Raw genomic sequence first — 17893 nt, 5'->3', positions numbered from 1 at the left:
CCCTCGCCGAGCGTCACGCCGAGCCGCGCCAGCTCGCCGCCGATCGCGGTCCGCCGGTCCTGGCGAGACGGCAGGTTGATCACCACGATCCGGTCCGAGATCGACCGTAGTCCACCTTGATTCGTCATATCCATGTCCCTGCAGTCCCGCTGCATGATCGATAAAGCCAGCCGAACGTGACGGCCTCACTTCACCTCCCGGACGGCCGCGTCACGTGCGGACCGACGCACCGCCGGCTTCTTTGTCCGGGCGGCAATCGTTGATGGCAGCGCCTTCCTTCTTCCGCCGTCGGACTCGCGCACAGACAAACCTGCGACCGCGAACCGTCCCGCAACGCTCGTGCTTCGAAGCCGCTAAGGCGCGGATGGAGACGAGATCAGGCGTTTACGTGAAACTAGTGAGGCAGACTTTCCCGATCGCGAAAAGTTGAGTTCTACCAACTGCGTAGCTTGTTGCTGCCTTGCACCAGCCGACTCCCGAATTCAAGCGGCTCGACGCAGTGAGGTGTGCGGGATCACGGAGGGGCGATGACCGGGGCTGAGCGGCCATCGTCGCCGTGGCGCCTGGCCACGTTGGCAGGCGGAAGGCGACGTTCCCCTCTTGTTCACGGGGCCGTCAGAGGTTAACGGCCTAGACTCACCCCTTTGCCGGCGGGAGGCTGCATGTCCCTCACCCACATTCGTGTCTCTGGCGCGCGTGAGCACAATCTGAAGAACGTCGACGTCACGCTGCCGCGCGACGCGTTGGTGGTCGTCACGGGCCTGTCCGGCTCGGGCAAGTCCTCGCTCGCCTTCGACACGATCTACGCCGAGGGTCAGCGCCGCTACGTCGAGAGCCTCTCGGCCTATGCGCGCCAGTTCCTGGAGCTGATGCAGAAGCCCGACGTCGACCAGATCGACGGGCTCTCTCCCGCCATCTCGATCGAGCAGAAGACGACCTCGAAGAACCCGCGCTCGACGGTCGCGACCGTGACCGAGATCTACGACTACATGCGCCTCCTCTGGGCGCGGGTCGGCGTGCCTTACTCGCCGGTCACGGGTGAGCCGATCAGCTCGCAGACCGTCTCGGAGATGGTCGACCGCCTGATGGCGACGGGCGAAGGCAGCCGCTTCTACCTCCTCGCGCCGATGATCCGGGGACGGAAGGGCGAGTACCGCAAGGAGCTCGCTGAGCTGATGAAGCGCGGCTTCCAGCGCGTGCGCGTCGACGGCGAGTTCTACGAGGTCGCCGAGGTCCCCGCCCTCGACAAGAAGCTCAAGCACGACATCGACGTCGTCGTCGACCGCGTCGTCATCAAGGAAGGGATCGAGAGCCGCCTCGCGGAGAGCTTCGAGACCGCGCTCGAACTCGCCGACGGCCTTGCCGTGGCCGAGCGCGCGACCCGCGGCGACGAGGACGAGCAGAAGATCACCTTCTCCGCGAAGTTCGCCTGCCCCGTCTCGGGCTTCACCATCGAGGAGATCGAGCCGAGGCTCTTCTCCTTCAACTCGCCCCAGGGCGCCTGCCCCGCCTGCGACGGCCTCGGCGCACGCCAGGTCTTCGACCCCGAACTCGTCGTGCCCGACCCCGAGGTGAACCTCAGAAAGGGCGCGATCGCCGCCTGGTCCAAGACGCAGAGCCCCTACTACACGCAGACGCTCGAAGCGCTCGGCGCCAAGTACGGCTTCACGGTCGAGACCAAGTGGCGCGACCTGACCGACAAGCAGCGCGCGCTCATCCTCTACGGCACCAAGGGCGAGAAGGTGCGCTTCGTCTACGACGACGGCCTGCGCCAGTACGACACGACGAAGAGCTTCGAAGGCGTGATCCCGAACCTCGAGCGCCGCTGGCGCGAGACGGACTCGAACTGGGTCCGCGAGGAGATGGAGAAGTTCCAGTCCGCAGCGCCGTGCAAGGTCTGCGCGGGCAAGCGCCTGAAGCCCGAAGCCCTCGCCGTGAAGATCGCGGGCTCGGACATCGCCGACGCCACCGCCCTGTCGATCCGCGACGCGGACGCCTGGTTCCGCTCGCTCGACGGTCAGCTGACGGAGAAACAGCAGAGCATTGCGGAGCGCATCCTCAAGGAGATCCGCGACCGGCTCCACTTCCTCAACTCGGTGGGCCTTAACTACCTAGGCCTGAACCGGGCGTCGGGCACGCTGTCGGGCGGTGAGAGCCAACGCATCCGCCTCGCCTCGCAGATCGGCTCGGGGCTGACGGGCGTCCTCTACGTCCTCGACGAGCCCTCGATCGGCCTGCACCAGCGCGACAACGAGCGCCTCTTGGAGACGCTTCGCCGCCTGCGCGACCTCGGCAACTCCGTCATCGTGGTCGAGCACGACGAGGACGCGATCCGCACCGCCGACTACGTCCTAGACATCGGCCCCGGCGCGGGCGTCCATGGCGGACAGATCATCGCCTCCGGCACGCCCGAAGAGGTGATGGCGAACGACGCCTCGGTGACGGGCGACTACCTCGCCGGGCGGAGGGACGTGCCGATCCCGGACGAGCGGCGCGTGGTCGATCCGAAGCACATGATCCGGATCGAAGGGGCGACCGGCAACAACCTTCAGAACGTGACCGCGGAGTTCCCGATCGGCCTCCTCACCTGCGTCACGGGCGTCTCGGGCGGCGGCAAGTCGACCCTGACGATCGAGACGCTCTACAAGGCCGCCTCGCGCCGCCTGATGAACGCGAAGGTCGTGCCCGGACGCTACGACAAGATCGAAGGCCTCGAGCACCTCGACAAGGTCATCGACATCGATCAGTCCCCGATCGGCCGCACGCCCCGCTCGAACCCCGCGACCTATACCGGCGCCTTCGGCCCGATCCGCGAGTGGTTCGCCGGGCTGCCCGAGGCGAAGGCGCGCGGCTACAAGGCGGGGCGCTTCTCCTTCAACGTGAAGGGCGGCCGCTGCGAGGCGTGCCAGGGCGACGGCGTCATCAAGATCGAGATGCACTTCCTGCCGGACGTCTACGTCACCTGCGACGTCTGCAAGGGCCACCGCTACAACCGCGAGACGCTCGAGGTCGAGTTCAAGGGCAAGTCGATCGCGGACGTGCTCGACATGACCGTCGAGGAGGGCGCGGAGTTCTTCTCCGCCGTCCCCTCGATCCGCAACAAGCTCCGTACGCTGTGCCGCGTCGGCCTCGGCTACATCAAGGTCGGCCAGCAGGCTACGACCCTGTCGGGCGGCGAGGCGCAGCGGGTGAAGCTCGCCAAGGAACTCAGCCGTCAGGCGACCGGCCGCACGCTCTACATCCTCGACGAGCCGACGACGGGCCTGCACTTCGAGGACGTCCGTAAGCTGATGGAGGTGATCCAGGAGCTCGCCGACAACGGCAACACGGTCGTCATCATCGAGCACAACCTGGACGTCATCAAGCAGGCCGACTGGATCATCGACATCGGTCCCGAGGGCGGGGACGGCGGCGGCCGGATCGTCGCGACCGGCACGCCCGAGGACGTCGCCGAGAACGGGGCGAGCCATACGGGCCGGTTCCTCAAGGAAACCCTGCGCCGCTACGACGAGCATCAGGCCGCGCGGGAGAAGGCGGGTAAGACCAAGAAGGGAAAGAAGCGGCTCGCCGCCTGACGAGGCGGCGAGCCGCTGCTCGACCCGGTTCGAGCGACCGGCTCTAGAACTCCTTGGAGAACAGCCGTTTGACGGCGCCGAACATCGCGCCGATGCCGGCGAGCGCCAGGATGCCGAACTTCTTGAGCGCGATGAGCGCCACGGCGATCAGGCCGGACTTCTTCGCCAGCAGCGCGCCGCCGGCCACCATCCCGGCGATGCCGTAGGCAGCGACCTTGTCGCCTTCCTGATAGTCCGCATACCGATTCCCCGCGCTGAAGGAGATCATCTCCATCACGGCCGGTGAGGCCTCTTTGATCTCGGCGAGGTCGCCCATCGTGGCGATGAAGTTCGCGTTCAGCACGCCTTCGCGGCCAAGGGCGCGGACGTTGTAGTTCAACGTGTCGACATCCGTTCCCTCGAAGCGAAGCTGCTTCGCCCAGAACATCTTGCTGGTCGAAGGATCGTAGGACGGCGACTCCGCCCAACCGAGCAAGTGAACCGCGCCGTAGCCGTTCTCTTGGCGCCACGCGTTCTGCGCTTCGGCGCCGTCCTGCATCTGCTGGAGCAATTCGTCGTAATCGATCGACGATGCGTCGTCGTCCGAGACGTAGCCGTCGCGGTCATAGCTGAGGCTTACCCCCCAACTCTCCCGGTCGAGCGGAGAGAAGCGTGCCGGAAAGATCATCCCGAGGATCGCTTCGTCCTCGGGGTTGCCCCACGCCTCTTCGAGGACCGCCGCCGCGTCTTCCGGACCGAGGAAGTAGAAGTCCTCGGGTACCTCGAGGATCGCCACGCCGTCCGCGATCTCGATCCTTCCGGTCCGGCGTTCGAGGCCGTCCTGGAAGGCCTCGGCCCACGCGGCGTCGCGTGCATCGGGCGCCGCCTCGTCCGCCAGCGCCGTTTCCGTATCCTGAGCATGCGCAACAGCGCACAAGGCGGCGAGCGCCGCCACCGCAGCAAATTTTCTGATCATGGAATGTCCCCAGTTCCCGCGCCGAGAATGACGGGTTGCGAACGCCGAGGCAAGCACAACCTTTAGTTTGGCAAACATGGGGGAAACCACAGGTCGGGGCGGAACCAACCGCACCGCGATCCGTGTGTGGGGACGTAGGGCCCGAAAGAGGCCGCCGGGTGAGGCGCAGGCCGGACCGCACCGCTCGCCCCTTTTCCGCCTTACGCCCAGTGGCAGGCAATCGGAGCCGGATCATGAGCGACCTACTCCTCGTCCTCGCATACGCCCTTCTTCCCGGCGTCGGGAACATGGCGGGCGGTCTTCTGGCGGAGCGGACCGACGCACCCCGATGGCTCGTCGGCACGGCGCTGCATGCGGCGGCCGGCATCGCCATCGCGCTGATCAGCGTCGACCTGATGCCGCGGATCCTGCCCTCGGTGCCCCGCTGGGGCGTCGTCCTCGCCTTCCTGATCGGGGCGGGCGTGTCGGTCGCCCTGTCTCGCGGGGTCCGGGCGGTAAGGCGGCACAAGGCGGTTGGCGGCGCGAAGGGCGCGAGCACGAAGGCCTGGATGGTCTACGCGGCCATCGGGGCGGACCTCGTCAGCGACGGTCTCGTCACCGGCGCAGGGTCCGCAGTGGCCCTCGACCTCGGTTTCCTCCTGGCCGCGGCGCAGCTGATCGCGAACGTTCCCGGCGGCTACGCCGCCAACGCCAACCTGAAGCACGAGGGCGCACGGCGCAGGACCCGCCTCCTCGGCCTCGGCGGCATGTTCCTACCCGTCCTCGTCAGTGCGCTTCTGGGCTTCCTGCTCCTCCAGGGCCGCCCCGAGATGGTTCAGAACGCCGTCCTCGCGGGCATCGTCGGCCTCCTCCTCCTCGCGACGATCGAAGACGTGGTGCCGGAGGGCGACGAGCCCGGCCCGCCGCGCTGGGGCTCCACTTTGGGCTTCTCGCTCGGCTTCGCCGGCTTCGCGCTCATCGCGGGCTATGCCGGCTGACGATGCTGCTCTTCGGCGACGACACGCTGGCGGGCCTTGGCCGTTGCCTGCGCGCGGCGGGGCACGCGACGCGCGCGTCTGGACGTGCGAGGCCTGCGACCGCGCCGACCGGACCGGAAGCCGCGCCCGCCGCATGACGGCGCGGCTTCCGGTCTCGGAGGCGCATCGGGACCGGCGCTGCCGCCGAGGCTAGAAGCGCCTAGGGCGGCCCTCCCCGCCCTACTCGTCCGCGCTCGGATGCGCACCCTTGAAGGGGTTGCAGCAGGGCTCGCCAATCGGCGCGAACTCCATGAACTCGGCGCGGGTGCCGTCCGGGTCGTAGAGGTTGAGCTGCCACTTCGCGTCGAGCCCGATCTTCGGGACCTCGTCCTGGCCCGCCAGGCGCTCCTCGTTCCACAGGACCGTGTAGGTGTCCCGCGTGTTCGGCACGCCGAGCGCGAAGTGGTTGAGGACGCCGAGCGTGTCTTTGCTCATGTCTTCGGGGATGCCGTGCCCGTCCGGCTCGCCGACGATCATGTACTCGACCCAGTCCGTCCCGTCGGGGACCTGTAAGGAAACCCAGACCTCCCGCTCGCCTTCGGGCCCGCCGGACCAATAGTCGCGAAAGCCGAGCACGTCCTTGTAGAAGGCGTCCTGCCGCGCGCGGTCGTGGACGATGAAGCCGACATGCATGACGCGGCTCGATATCGGGTTGTCGCGCACGTCGGGCAGCGTTTCGGGCGCTTCTACGAACCGGACCGGCGTGCCCTCGGGATCTTCGACCTCGAACCAGGCGCTGCCGTCGCTCGCCTTCTCGACGCCGTCGGGCACCTTCACGTCGTTCGCTTCGAGGTAGGCGCGCAGGGCCTCGGCGTCCTCCGTCGCGAAGGCCGCATGGGCGAGGCGGTTCTTCTCGCCCGCCTCCGCCGGGAGAGGCAGGACTTCCACGAACTGCTTCGGAGAGAAGTAGTAGCGTACCCCGTCCGGGTCCGTGGGATCCGCGCGCCGGGTCGCGCCGAGCGTCTCGACGTAGAACCGTTCGCTCGCGTCGGGGTCGGCGGCGTAGACGGCGAGGTGCGAGACGCCGGTGATGGCCGGACGTTCCGGAGTTTGCGCAGTCGCTGACCCAAGCATCAATCCCACCGTCATGGCTGGCGCGACGAGCCGCGCGCGTAAGAACTTCACGATCGTTTCCTCCGAAGCGCCGTGGTCTGCCGGCGCGTTTCGCTTTTCAGCGAAGGGCGATGCGGCCCTGAGGTCAACTCGCCCCCACAGCGAAGGGCCCGCCGCGATCCTCCGATCGGCTCCTGCGTCCCGTAGGGCGGTCGCCAATGGCGGCCGCGTGCCGCGACCGCCCGACGACTTATCCCCGCCCCCTTGGGCCCGTGCCATTCTCCCCGCGTCGCGGCAGGGCCGGGGCGGGGCGGACAGCTGACGTTCCTCCTGCCTGCCGCTGCGGGACCACGTGCTGAGGCGTCTGGTAGATGGAATGCTACCCACGTCCTCAGGCCAGACACGCGCCGGGCGAGCTGAAGAACGGCCCCGGCGGATCGCGCTGAGGAGCGTGGAGGGTCCCGTACCGCGCGTCAGGCTACGGTGTGGGACCCTTCACGCCGCAGCACCTCCAAATCAAACCCTTCGCTGCGGCGAGCCGCGCGCGGGACACCCCGGACCATCGTACCACCGCGCAAGCGGACGATGAGCGCTGCCTCGCTTCCGGTCTCGCTGGCCCCGCGCCCGCTGGCGCCCGGGGCCGAAGGCCCGTGCCGCCAGCCAGCGCTCAAGCAGGCGGGCGGTCAGCCCGCCGGTAGCGCCACAAAAGAGATCAAGGACGACGCTGGCTGCCCACCTTCCGCCCTCGCCCTCCCCTCGCTATGTGCCCCCCATGAGCAAGATACACGTCATCGGCGGCGGCCTCGCGGGGTCGGAGGCGGCCTGGCAGGCCGCCGAAGCGGGCCACGAGGTCGTCCTTCACGAGATGCGCGGCGTCCGCAGTACGGAGGCGCACGCGACGGACCGTTTCGCGGAGCTCGTCTGCTCCAACTCCTTCCGCTCGGACGACGCGGAGAACAACGCCGTCGGCCTCCTGCACGAGGAGATGCGCCGCGCGGGCAGCCTCATCCTGCGCTGCGCGGACGCGAACAAGGTGCCCGCCGGCGGCGCGCTGGCGGTCGACCGCGACGGCTTCTCCCAGGACGTGACCGAGGCGCTCACCGCCCACCCCAACGTCACCATCGTGCGCGAGGTCATCGAAGGCCTTCCGCCCGAAGACTGGGACAACGTGATCGTCGCGACCGGGCCCCTCACGGCGGCGCCGCTCGCAGAGGCCATCAAGGGCCTGACGGGCGAGGAAGAGCTCGCCTTCTTCGACGCCATCGCGCCCGTCATCCACAAGGACTCGATCGACTTCGGCACGGCCTGGTACCAATCCCGCTACGACAAGCCGGGGCCGGGCGGCACCGGCAAGGACTACATCAACCTTCCGTTCTCGGAAGAAGAGTATAACCGCTTCCTCGACGCTCTCCTCGAAGGCGACACCGCAGAGTTCAAGGCGTGGGAGAAGGACACCCCGTACTTCGAGGGCTGCCTTCCGGTCGAAGTGATGGCATCGCGCGGCCGGGACACGCTCCGCTTCGGTCCGATGAAGCCCGTCGGCCTGACCGATCCCCGCACGGGCAAACGGCCCTACGCCGTCCTTCAGCTGCGCCAGGACAACGCCCTCGGCACCCTCTACAACATGGTCGGCTTCCAGACGAAGCTGAAATACGGCGCGCAGGGCGACGTCTTCCGCCTGATCCCGGGGCTCGAGAACGCGCGCTTCGCGCGGCTCGGCGGCATCCACCGCAACACCTTCCTCAACTCGCCGAAGGTTCTGGACACGGAGCTTCGCCTGAAGGCGATGCCGCGCCTGCGCTTCGCAGGGCAGATCACCGGCGTCGAGGGCTACCTCGAGAGCGCGGCCATGGGCCTCCTGGCGGGCCGCTTCGCGGTCGCGGAGGCCGAAGGCCGCGCGGCGGACCTGCCGCCGCTGACGACCGCGCTCGGCGCGCTGCACGGTCACATCACGGGCGGGCACATCGGTGACGGCAAGGGCAGCTTCCAGCCGATGAACGTCAACTTCGGCCTCTTCCCCGAGATGGCCGCGCCGAGCCGCGACCCCGAAGGGAACCGGCTGCGCGGGAAGGAGAAGGGCCGCGCCCGCAAGCGCCTCATCACGGCGCGGGCGCTTCAGGACCTCGAAGGCTGGCTCGGCCAGGCACGCGCGGCGGCCTGATCGTCCGATCGGCGATCAGTCCCCTTCCCGGCTCTCTTCGCCCTTGCCCTTCAGGTACTGGTCGAGGAAGGCGAGGTAGGCTTCGGACGCCTCGATGCGGTTGTCCCGCTTGAGGAAGCCGTGGCCCTCGTCGTCGAACAGGACGTACTCGACCGGCACGCCGTTCTCGCGCAGCGCCTCGACCATCTCGTCGCTCTCGACCTGGAGGACGCGGGGATCGTTCGAGCCCTGAACGATCAGGACGGGTTTCGTCACGTTCTCCGCGTGAAAGAGCGGGCTGATCGCCCGGTGCCGCTCCGCATCGGTCGCGGGGTCGCCCATCTCGTCGTAGAGCGCCTCGCGGAAAGAGCCCCACCAGGCCGGAATGCTCTCCAGCGTCCTGACCCAGTTCGTCACGCCGAAGATGTTCACGCCCGCGTCGAAGGCTTCAGGATGGAAGGTGAGCGCCGCCATCGTCATGTAGCCGCCATAGGAGCCGCCCATCACCGCGACCTTGTCGCCGTCCACCCAAGGCAGACCCTCCAGGTAACCGCGCGCGGCCACGATGTCGCGCAGGTCGACGTCGCCATGCTTGCGGTCGTCCATGTGATAGAACGTCTTGCCGTACCCCGACGAGCCGCGGTTGTTCGCCGCCAGCACCGCGTAGCCGTGGTTGACGAGGTGCTGGATCATCGCGCTGTAACCGGTCCGGCTCTGCCCGCCCGGGCCGCCATGCACGAGGACGATGGCCGGAACGGGGTTCTCGGCGCTCGCGCTCTTCGGCTTGTACTGGATCGCCGGAATCGCGAGCCCGTCATAGCTCTCGTAGCGGACCACTTCCGCCTCGACGAGGTCGGCGGCGTTGATCGCTGGGTTCAGCGCGTCGGTCAGACGCCGGGCCTCACCGGCGCCGAGCTCGGCGATGAAGACGTCCGAGGGAGACCGGGAAGAGTCCACCGTGAAGGCGATCTGCTGCTCGTTCCGCGAGAAGCGCACCGAGCCGACGTCGCCCTCCGGCAGGCCGGTCGGGAAGGGAACGGCCTCGCCGGTCCGAAGATCCGTGACCGTCACCTCGGTCGAAGCGTCGGCGTTGACGCCGTGAACGCGGTAGCGGCCCGAAGGCGAGAAGCCGACATAGGCGACGTCCCAGTCGGCCTCGATCAGCGGCGCCTTCTCCCCGCTCTGCACGTCGTAGGTCCAGGCTTGCGTGAACTCGCCGTGTTCGTCCGTCGCGTAGACGAGCTTCTCCCCGTCCGGCGTGAAGTCGTAGACGCCGTGCGCGACGTTCCCCTCATGCTCGGTGATCAGGCGCGGCTCGCCGCCATCTGCGAGGTCGACGAGGTAGATATCGCTGTCCGCGGAGGTCCGCTCCTTCGTCGCCGCGAGCAGGTTGCCGTCCCGCGAGATCACGAGGCTGGCGAACCCCTCGTCGTTCTGGAACATCATCCTCCGCTCGAACGTCTCGGCATCGTAGCGGTAGGCGTCGAAGAACTGCGGGTCCCGCTCGTTGGTCGAGACGACGAAGGCGGCGCCGTCCTCGATCCAGCCGACGAAGCTCGCCTTCAACTCATCCCCGGGCGTCAGGTCGCGCGGCGCGTCGCCAACGCCGCCGAGGTAGAGGTGGTTCAGCTCGTTCCCGCCCTGATCGGCGGTGTAGAGGAAGCCGCCGCCGTTCGGCATGAAGCTGACCGCGAAGCTCGCATCGCTCGCGGATTCGGTCAGCGCCTCCCTGCCGCCCGTCGTCAGGTCCACCGCGTAGGCGTTGAAGACGCCGTTCTCGTCCGAACTGACGAGGAGCGTGCCGCCATCGGGCGAGAAGGCATAGGGATCACTGGCGAGGCCGAAGCTCGTCGTCTCGAAGAAGGCCTTCGCCGGGTAGGTCGTCGTCTGCGCCGCAGCGCCCCCGCCCGTCAGGCCGACCACCGTCATCACCGTCCAAATCGCTCGACGCATTCCCGACTCCTTGCGAACGATGGCAGCCTGCTACGGCGCCGGCGCTTCGACAACGGGCGGGCGCAGCGTTCCGCCGGAGAGAACGATGCTGCGGAACAAACGCGAAACATAGTTGACCGTTCCCCCAATGTTCTGCATGATTCGGGCCATGCAGACCTCGATGACCTTCGCTGTGGACAACCGCCTTCCGGAGATCCTGGAACGGATGCGTGCGCTCTACCCCGCGCGGCCCGCGCGGCTGACCGATCCGCTCAGTCAGCTCGTCTTCTCGGTCGTCGCGGAGGGGGCTGCGCCCGCAGTGGGCCTCGCCGTCTACAACCGGCTGCGCGCGACCTTCCCCCGCTGGTCCGACCTTCGGGACGCGCCCGAGGAGAAGGTCTCGCGGGTCCTCGTGGGCGTGCCCGGCGGGACCGAGAAGGCGAAGGCGCTGCCTGCGATCATGCGCCGGATCGAGGACGAACGCGGCGCGATCGATCTCGACTTCCTTCAGCGTCTCGGCACCGAGGCCGCGGCGCGTTGGCTCGAAACGCTGCCGGGCGTGAACGCGTCGATCGCAGCGGCGACGCTGAGCTTCTCGGACCTGCGCCGCCCCGTCCTCGCGATCGGCAAGGAGGGTGCCCGCCCGATCCGCAGGCTCGGACTTGCAGGCCCGTCTGCGGCTCTCTCCGCCCTGCCCCGCCACGTCGCCGAGAAGGCACCGTCGAGCTGGCGTGCGGAGGACTTCGCCGACCTCGGGCGCGGGCTCGCCCGGCTCGGCCGCACGGTCTGCGGCGAGGGGCGGCCGGACTGCAAGGCTTGTCCGCTCAAGGACCTCTGCCCGTCGGCGAACCGTCAGGCCGCCGAGGTCGTCGCCTTTCCGGGCGTCGGCAAGCGGGCCGTCAAAAGCGCCCGGTCAGCATGACGCGAAGGTAGCGCGCGCGCTTCTCCAAACCGCCCGGCCGGCGCCCCTTCGCATAAGCGTTCGCAAGGCTGAACGGCAGCGCAGCTGGCAGGACTTCGGCGGGTAGGCCGCGGATCTCTCTACGCTGCGCTTCGATCTGGGGCGCCAGCCCCTCTGTTTCGCCCTGAGCGATCAGATCCGCGACCCGCGGCAATCCCCGCCCCTGCAGCGGCGTGCTAAGCTTGGCCGTCGCGACGGCATGGAGCGTGAGAGCCGATCCCGCCCCCGCGGTAACACTGGCACCGAGCCAATCGGTCAGGGCGTCGCCGAGGCGGCCGTAGAGCGGGGTCGCGAGGGTGAGCGCTTCTTGCACCGTGCGCGGCGGCGCAGCGTCGATGACCGCCTCCGCACCGTCGACAAGGGAGAGGAGGCGCGAATGCATCGAGGGGGCAGCGCCGAGCGTGGTCTCGATCGCCAAGGCAAGCGGATGCCGGCGGACCTGCGTGTCGCCGAAGGCCTCCTCCACCGCCTCGCGCCACCATTGAAAGCGGATCATGGCGAGCGGCGGCTCGCTTGCGCGCGCCGGCGCGTTGGCGAGCTCAGCGCCCAAGGCGAGCAGCGTCAGTGCTCCGCCGCGCTTTTCGTCCTCGACGTAGGGCAGGAGGAGACGCCAGTCCTCGGCCCCCGCCAACATATCGAGAAGGCTAGCCGCCGCCTCGGGGGTCAGCGGCGCGAAGGCGTCGGCCCGCACCTACTCCGCTGCGACCGGCTCGGTCGTCTGACCGGACCGCTTCTCCGAAAGGTCGCGGACGCCGGTGCGCATCAGGATCGGGCTCGCGATGAAGATCGAGGAGTAGGTCCCGACCAGGATCCCCCAGATGATCGCGAAGCTGAAGCCGCGCAGCACCTCGCCGCCGAAGAAGTAGAGCGCGAACAGCGCGATCAGCGTCGTGAACGAGGTCATGATGGTCCGCGACAGCGTCTGGTTGACCGACAGGTCGATCAGCTCCGGCAGCGGCATCCGCTTGAACTTGCGCATGTTCTCCCTGATCCGGTCGAACACGATGACCGTGTCGTTCATCGAGTAGCCGATGATGGTCAGGAGCGCGGCGATGATCGACAGGGTGAAGTCGATCTGCATCAGCGCGAACACGCCGAGCGTCAGCGTCACGTCGTGGCAGAGGGCGATGACGGCCCCGAGGCTGAACTGCCACTCGAAGCGGAACCAGATGTAAACCAGCATCAGACCGATCGCGAGCGCGAGGGCCTCGATCCCCGCCCGGACGAGCTCGCCCGAAACGGTGGGCCCCACGACGTCGACGCGCCGGAAGCTGATGTTCTCACCGAGGGTCTCGGTAAGGACGCCGCGCACCTGATCGGCGACCTGCTGCTGCGCGAGCTCTGCGGCTTCGTCGGCTTCGACGCTGCCTGTGTCCTGCCCCGGCCCCTCTTCGGGCGCGGCCGCTTCGCCGTCCTGCGCCTCGACGAAGACGACGATGCCCTCTTGCTCGTCGCCGAGGCCGCCGCCGATGTTCTGCACCCGGACGTCGCCGAGATCCAAGGTTCCGACCGCCTGGCGAACGTCGGTAAGGTCGCTCGCGCTGAACTCCGCCCCCTCGGCGGGACCGACCTCGACGGTGACGCCGCCTCGGAAGTCGATCCCGAAGTTCAGGCCGAAGACGAAGAGGGCAGCGACCGCGCCGATCACCGCTAGAAGGGAGACGATCTGCGCGGGCAGCGCGAAGCGCGTGAATGGGACGTGCGTGTCGTCGGGAATGAAGCTGAAGCCCATGACTGCCTCCTAGAGCGACAGCGTCTTCGGACGCTTCGCGAGGACGTAGCGGCCCGCGAAGATGCGGGTGATGACGTAGGCGGTGAAGACGGAGGTCACCGTTCCGATGCCGAGTGTGATCGCGAAGCCGCGCACCGGCCCCGCCCCGAGCATGAACATGATGAAGGCGGCGATCAGCGTCGTCAGGTTCGCGTCGAAGATCGCCGACCATGCCTGGCCGTAGCCTTGCTCGACGGCGGCGACGGGCTTGCGGCCCGCCTTCAGCTCTTCCTTGATACGCTCGAAGATGAGGACGTTGGCGTCGACCGCCATGCCGATGACGAGGACAATGCCGGCGATGCCCGGCAGGGTCAGCGTGGCGCCGAGGACCGACAGGGCGCCCGCGATCAGGACGACGTTCGCCAGAAGCGCGATGTCCGCGTAGATGCCGAACCGTCCGTAGGACACCACGATGTAGGCGACCACGGCCACGAAGCCGATGATGAGGGCGATCGTCCCGGCCTTCACCGAGTCCGCACCGAGGTCGGCGCCGACCGTGCGCTGCTCGATGACGGTCAGCGGCGCGGGCAGCGCACCCGACCGGATCAGGATCGACAGCTCGGTCGCCTCCTCGGGCGAGAAGTTGCCGGTGATGCGGCCGGAACCGCCCGTGATCGGCCCCTGTATCGTGGGGGCGGAGATGATCTGGTCGTCGAGCAGGATGGCGAACTGCCGCCCGATGTTGTTCCGCGTCACGTCGCCGAAGCGCCGCGCCCCCCGGCCGTCGAAGGCGAAGTTGACTTGGAAGCCGCCGCCGTCCTGGTTCGGCTGCGCGCTGGCGTCCGTGACCATGTCGCCCGTCACCTCGGGGTCCTCGATCAGGACGAGGCTGCCGCCCCCTTCGGCCAGCGGCGCGACGATGCGGCGCGGCGGTACGGGCTCGCCGATCTGCGCGGGGCCTTCGACCATGTGGAAGCTGAGCTGCCCGGTCCGCGCGATGACGGACTTCAGCGCTTCGGGATCGTCGTCGCCCGGCACCTGGACGACGAGGCGGCCCTCGCCCTGGCGGGCGATGGAGGGCTCGGTGGTGCCCAGGCTGTCGATCCGGCGACGGACCACCTCGATCGAATCCGTCACGGCGTTGTCGGTGATGAAAGTGACGGCCTCTTCGGTCAGCGTCAGCGTGAAGGTGTCCCCTTCCCGCTCGACGTGAAGGTCACGCGGGCTGCCCAGCCCGCCCAGACCCCCGCCCACCGGTCCGATGAGGCTACGCAGCCGCTGCTCGGCGCGGTCGAGATCGTCTTCGCTCGGGATCCGTACGACGATGCCGCCATCTAGGCGACGAAGTCCCGTGAACTGGACCCTGCCCCCGTCGCCGCGGTCGCGAAGCGCCGCGCGGACGTCCCGCTCGAGGCCACGAAGGCGGTCGTCGATGACCTTGTCCGTGTCGACCCTGAGAAGCAGGTAGCTCCCGCCCTGAAGATCGAGACCGAGGGTCACCCGGCTGTCCTGGAAACCCCAAGGCGTCTTGTCCTTGGGGAAGAAGTTCGGCGCCGCGAAGTAGGCGCCGAGCAGGACGAGGAAGACGACGAAGCCGACCTGCCAGGGGCGGAACTGCAGCATCGATCAGGCCTTGGTCTTGGCCGGTGCCGCAGCCGCCGTGCCCTTGCCGCGCACGTCGGTCAGGGTCGCCTTCACGACGCGCACCTGAACGCCCTCGGCGATCTCAATCGTGCACTCGTCGCCCTCGGGGGCTTTGACGACCTTGCCGAGGATGCCGCCGGAGGTCAGCACCTCGTCGCCGCGTTTGACCCCCGCCACCATGGCTTGATGCTTCTTCCGCGCCTGCTGCTGCGGGCGGATCAGGAGGAAGTAGAAGACCACCGCCATCAGGACGAAGGGAATGAGCGAGGTGAAGAAGTTCGGCTGTTGCGCGGCGGCGTCCTGCGCATAGGCGGCTGAGAGGAACATGAGGGCTCCGGTGTTAGCGACGGTGGCACCTAGGGGCGCGGGTTGAGCGGCGCTATACCCCCGCCCTCTCCGCGCGGCTAGGCCGCGGGCGGTTTGAAGTTGAAGACGAAGGGCTCGGACAGAAGCCGCTCGGGCACCATGTCGTACGGCGCACAGTCGATGACCGCGCTCAAGGCTCGCTGCCGCGCGACGGCCCAGTAGCGGTTGCCGGAGCGGCTGATCTGGCCATCGTTCAACACGCGAGGAGAGCCGTCCAGGGTGCCGTCCGGGTTCAGCTCGATGCGGACGGACACGATCAGGCGTTCCTGATCGGGCACGCCGAACTGACGGTTCCAGCACTGCTCGAAGGCGGACTGGAGAAGCGCCTCCTCCGAGACCGTCAGCTTGTCGCCAAGGCCGATCTGCTCCTGATCACGCTCTCCGGTGGCCGTGCCCTCCGCGACTTCGCGCGGGGAGGACGGGGCCCGGTCGTCGGGGGTGAGGTCTTTCAGCGCGTCGTCGAGGCTCGCAAGGTCGAGAACGTCCTCCGGCTCTTCGGGCGCGGGTTCGGGCTCGGCCGGTTCGGGCTGAGGCTCTGGCTCGGGTTCGGGCGCCTCTTTGGCCGGCTCCGGTTCGGCCGGGGTCGGCTCGGGCGCGGGTTCCGGCTCGGCCGGTTGCGGCTCGGGCGCGGGTTCGGGCTCAGGCGCCGGGCGTTCGGGAACGGGTTCCGGCTCTGGCGGCAGCGGCTCGGGATCGGGCGTAGGTTCGGGTTCTTCGGCCGCAGGTTCCGGTTCAGGTTCGGGTTCGGGTTCCTCCGCCCGTACCATCTCCTGCACGGAGACCCGGTCGGTGAGTTCGGCTTCCGACAGCAACTCGACCGGAATGATCGGCACGATGTCCGGATCGACGGGTCGCGACAGGAAGCCGGTCAGCCAGCCGAAGACCACGCCGACGAGGACGAGGACGTGCAGTCCGAAGGAGACGAAGAAGGGCCCGGCGCCGCGCATCAAGCTCGCTCAGTCCGTGACCAGGCCGATGCTCGTAAAGCCCGCCGCGTTCATTCGGCCCATGACCCGAGCCACGTCGTTGTAGAGCACGCCCTGATCCGCCCGGACGTAGATCCGCTGGTCGTAGCCGGCCTGCGAGATGGCGGTCAGATGCGCGACCAGGTTGTCGTACTCGATCGGCGTCTCCTGCACGTAGATCGTGCCGTCCGCGGTGAGGGTAACGGCCAGCGGCTCGGTCTGCTCGGTGATCGCGCGGGCCTCGGTCTCGGGGAGTTCGACTTCGATCCCGACGGTCAGGAGCGGCGCCGCCACCATGAAGACGATCAGAAGGACGAGCATGACGTCGACGAGCGGCGTCACGTTGATCTCGGCGATCTGGCGGCTGCGCCCCCGCCCGCCGCGCGGCTGGATCCCGCCGGCCATTACGCGGCCCCGTCGAGGCGCCGCGAGAGGAGGGTCGAGAACTCGCCAGCGAAGCCTTCCAGCCGCACGGCATAGGCGTTGAGAGCGGCCGAGTAGCGGTTGTAACCGACGACGGCCGGGATCGCAGCGACGAGGCCGATAGCCGTCGCGAACAAGGCCTCGGCGATGCCGGGCGCGACGACGGCGAGGTTGGCGTCCCCCGTCTCCGCGATGCCTTGGAAGGCGTTCATGATGCCCCAGACTGTGCCGAACAGGCCAACGAAGGGCGCGGCGGAACCGATGGTCGCGAGGACCGGCAGCTGGCGTTCGGTCTTGTCGAGTTCGCGGTCGACGGTGACGCGCATGACCTTGTCGATGCGTTCCTGCGCGCCCGGCGCGAAGCCGGCGGTCTGCTGGCGCCCCCGCCCGAACTCGCTCATCGCGGCCACGAAGACCTTCGCCATCGGGTGGTCGGCCGAGCCCTTCGTCCGGCTGTAGAGGTCGTCGAGCGGCTTGCCCGACCAGAAGGCTTCCTCGAACCGGCGGGCCTTGGTCTTGAGCTTGCGGAAGGTCATCGCCTTCTCGATGATCACCGCCCAGGACCAGATGCTGGCCACGGCGAGCCCAAGCATCACCGCTTTGACGATCGGATCGGCCTGCATGAACATGCCGATCACGCTGAAGTCGGTGCCGAGCGTGTTCGTCACCGCGACGGTCTCTTCCATTCGGTCCTCCGGGAGGGGGCAGGCGCGCTGCCCCGCCCCGTTCGCGGGCGCCCCTAGCACGCTAGCTGCGCCATTTTGAGACGTGATCTCGACCGATATCCTTAACGATCGATGACCGTTCGCTGCGGTGAGAACGAGGCGGAGGAACCGAGTCTTAAGGCCCGTGTCGTCTGATTCGCCCTCACCGGAGGGAATGACGCCATGCGATCCTACGCCGCCGCCCTGACGCTTCTATGCGCGTTCGCCGCCATGGCCTTCGTTCATCTGGGCGGGACCAGTAGCGATGCGGACAGCCCCACCGTCGGCCGAGCCTACGACGACGAGCGATCGTGGGGACAAGGCGTTGCGGCGCCTGCCTTCGAGGAGCCGGAGCCACCAGCCTATGGCGGTCCGGTCGCGCCGCCCGAGGCGGGGCCCCCCGTCGTCTTCGAGGATGCCGAACCTCTCCGGTTCGAGTAGCCAGCCG

16 protein-coding genes are annotated in these 17893 nt (G+C 68.3%); 6 read left to right on the top strand and 10 right to left on the bottom strand.

Annotation, left to right across the window (positions count from 1 at the left end):
- The first annotated feature begins 662 nt into the window (after positions 1 to 662).
- Positions 663 to 3575, top strand: coding sequence for an excinuclease ABC subunit UvrA (gene uvrA, locus GGQ59_RS14380; protein WP_183819829.1), 2913 nt, complete (start codon positions 663 to 665; stop codon positions 3573 to 3575).
- Between the two features lie 43 nt (positions 3576 to 3618).
- On the opposite strand, the gene GGQ59_RS14375 is transcribed toward uvrA, so the two are convergent.
- Positions 3619 to 4530, bottom strand: coding sequence for a DUF2167 domain-containing protein (locus tag GGQ59_RS14375; RefSeq protein ID WP_183819827.1), 912 nt, complete (start codon positions 4528 to 4530; stop codon positions 3619 to 3621).
- 233 nt (positions 4531 to 4763) lie between these two features.
- Here GGQ59_RS14375 and GGQ59_RS14370 point away from each other — a divergent pair, with 233 nt between their 5' ends.
- Together GGQ59_RS14370 and GGQ59_RS15280 are read left to right on the top strand one after the other, a co-directional pair.
- Positions 4764 to 5507 (top strand): ZIP family metal transporter, encoded by a 744-nt coding sequence (locus GGQ59_RS14370; protein WP_221401080.1) that lies wholly within the window; start codon positions 4764 to 4766, stop codon positions 5505 to 5507.
- Positions 5508 to 5509: 2 nt separating this feature from the next.
- Positions 5510 to 5644, top strand: a complete 135-nt coding sequence (locus GGQ59_RS15280; RefSeq protein ID WP_281373876.1) for a hypothetical protein — start codon at positions 5510 to 5512, stop codon at positions 5642 to 5644.
- Between the two features lie 82 nt (positions 5645 to 5726).
- On the opposite strand, the gene GGQ59_RS14365 is transcribed toward GGQ59_RS15280, so the two are convergent.
- Positions 5727 to 6671: a VOC family protein gene (locus GGQ59_RS14365; RefSeq protein ID WP_221401079.1), complete on the bottom strand. Its 945-nt coding sequence runs from the start codon at positions 6669 to 6671 to the stop codon at positions 5727 to 5729.
- A 700-nt stretch (positions 6672 to 7371) separates the two neighbouring features.
- Here GGQ59_RS14365 and trmFO point away from each other — a divergent pair.
- Entirely contained in the window at positions 7372 to 8760 is a 1389-nt protein-coding gene (gene trmFO / locus GGQ59_RS14360; protein ID WP_183819825.1) for a methylenetetrahydrofolate--tRNA-(uracil(54)-C(5))-methyltransferase (FADH(2)-oxidizing) TrmFO, read from the top strand.
- 15 nt (positions 8761 to 8775) lie between these two features.
- Here the strand turns inward: trmFO and GGQ59_RS14355 are convergent, their stop codons facing one another.
- Positions 8776 to 10692: a S9 family peptidase gene (locus GGQ59_RS14355; RefSeq protein WP_183819823.1), complete on the bottom strand. Its 1917-nt coding sequence runs from the start codon at positions 10690 to 10692 to the stop codon at positions 8776 to 8778.
- A 112-nt stretch (positions 10693 to 10804) separates the two neighbouring features.
- On the opposite strand from GGQ59_RS14355, the gene GGQ59_RS14350 reads away from it, so the two are divergent.
- Positions 10805 to 11593: an endonuclease III domain-containing protein gene (locus GGQ59_RS14350; RefSeq protein ID WP_183819821.1), complete on the top strand. Its 789-nt coding sequence runs from the start codon at positions 10805 to 10807 to the stop codon at positions 11591 to 11593.
- Here the strand turns inward: GGQ59_RS14350 and GGQ59_RS14345 are convergent.
- The 7 genes from GGQ59_RS14345 to tolQ all read right to left on the bottom strand — a co-directional run bounded on the left by GGQ59_RS14345 (position 11571) and on the right by tolQ (position 17427).
- Entirely contained in the window at positions 11571 to 12323 is a 753-nt protein-coding gene (locus GGQ59_RS14345; RefSeq protein ID WP_183819819.1) for a squalene/phytoene synthase family protein, read from the bottom strand. The genes GGQ59_RS14350 and GGQ59_RS14345 overlap by 23 nt on opposite strands.
- Positions 12324 to 13364, bottom strand: coding sequence for a protein translocase subunit SecF (secF, locus tag GGQ59_RS14340; RefSeq protein WP_183819817.1), 1041 nt, complete (start codon positions 13362 to 13364; stop codon positions 12324 to 12326). It lies immediately after the preceding gene.
- Between the two features lie 9 nt (positions 13365 to 13373).
- Positions 13374 to 14966: a protein translocase subunit SecD gene (gene secD, locus GGQ59_RS14335; protein WP_183819815.1), complete on the bottom strand. Its 1593-nt coding sequence runs from the start codon at positions 14964 to 14966 to the stop codon at positions 13374 to 13376.
- Positions 14967 to 14969: 3 nt separating this feature from the next.
- On the bottom strand, positions 14970 to 15314 hold the full coding sequence (yajC, locus tag GGQ59_RS14330; protein ID WP_183819813.1) for a preprotein translocase subunit YajC: 345 nt from the start codon (positions 15312 to 15314) through the stop codon (positions 14970 to 14972).
- Between the two features lie 77 nt (positions 15315 to 15391).
- A complete protein-coding gene (locus tag GGQ59_RS14325) occupies positions 15392 to 16300 on the bottom strand; it encodes a cell envelope integrity TolA family protein (protein ID WP_183819811.1) in 909 nt (302 codons plus the stop codon).
- Positions 16301 to 16309: 9 nt separating this feature from the next.
- Positions 16310 to 16723, bottom strand: coding sequence for an ExbD/TolR family protein (locus GGQ59_RS14320; RefSeq protein WP_183819809.1), 414 nt, complete (start codon positions 16721 to 16723; stop codon positions 16310 to 16312).
- Complete coding sequence (gene tolQ, locus GGQ59_RS14315; protein WP_183819807.1) at positions 16723 to 17427, bottom strand: protein TolQ; 705 nt, start codon at positions 17425 to 17427, stop codon at positions 16723 to 16725. Before tolQ ends, GGQ59_RS14320 begins: the two co-directional genes overlap by 1 nt.
- Positions 17428 to 17628: 201 nt before the next feature.
- Here tolQ and GGQ59_RS14310 point away from each other — a divergent pair, with 201 nt between their 5' ends.
- Positions 17629 to 17886: a hypothetical protein gene (locus GGQ59_RS14310; protein ID WP_183819805.1), complete on the top strand. Its 258-nt coding sequence runs from the start codon at positions 17629 to 17631 to the stop codon at positions 17884 to 17886.
- The last annotated feature ends 7 nt before the right edge of the window (positions 17887 to 17893 follow it).

The sequence above is a fragment of the Parvularcula dongshanensis genome, from assembly GCF_014199615.1.
Taxonomy (GTDB): domain Bacteria; phylum Pseudomonadota; class Alphaproteobacteria; order Caulobacterales; family Parvularculaceae; genus Parvularcula; species Parvularcula dongshanensis.
The sequence above is the reverse complement of the archived record's forward strand: the minus strand, read 5'-3'. Positions and strand labels throughout refer to the sequence as shown.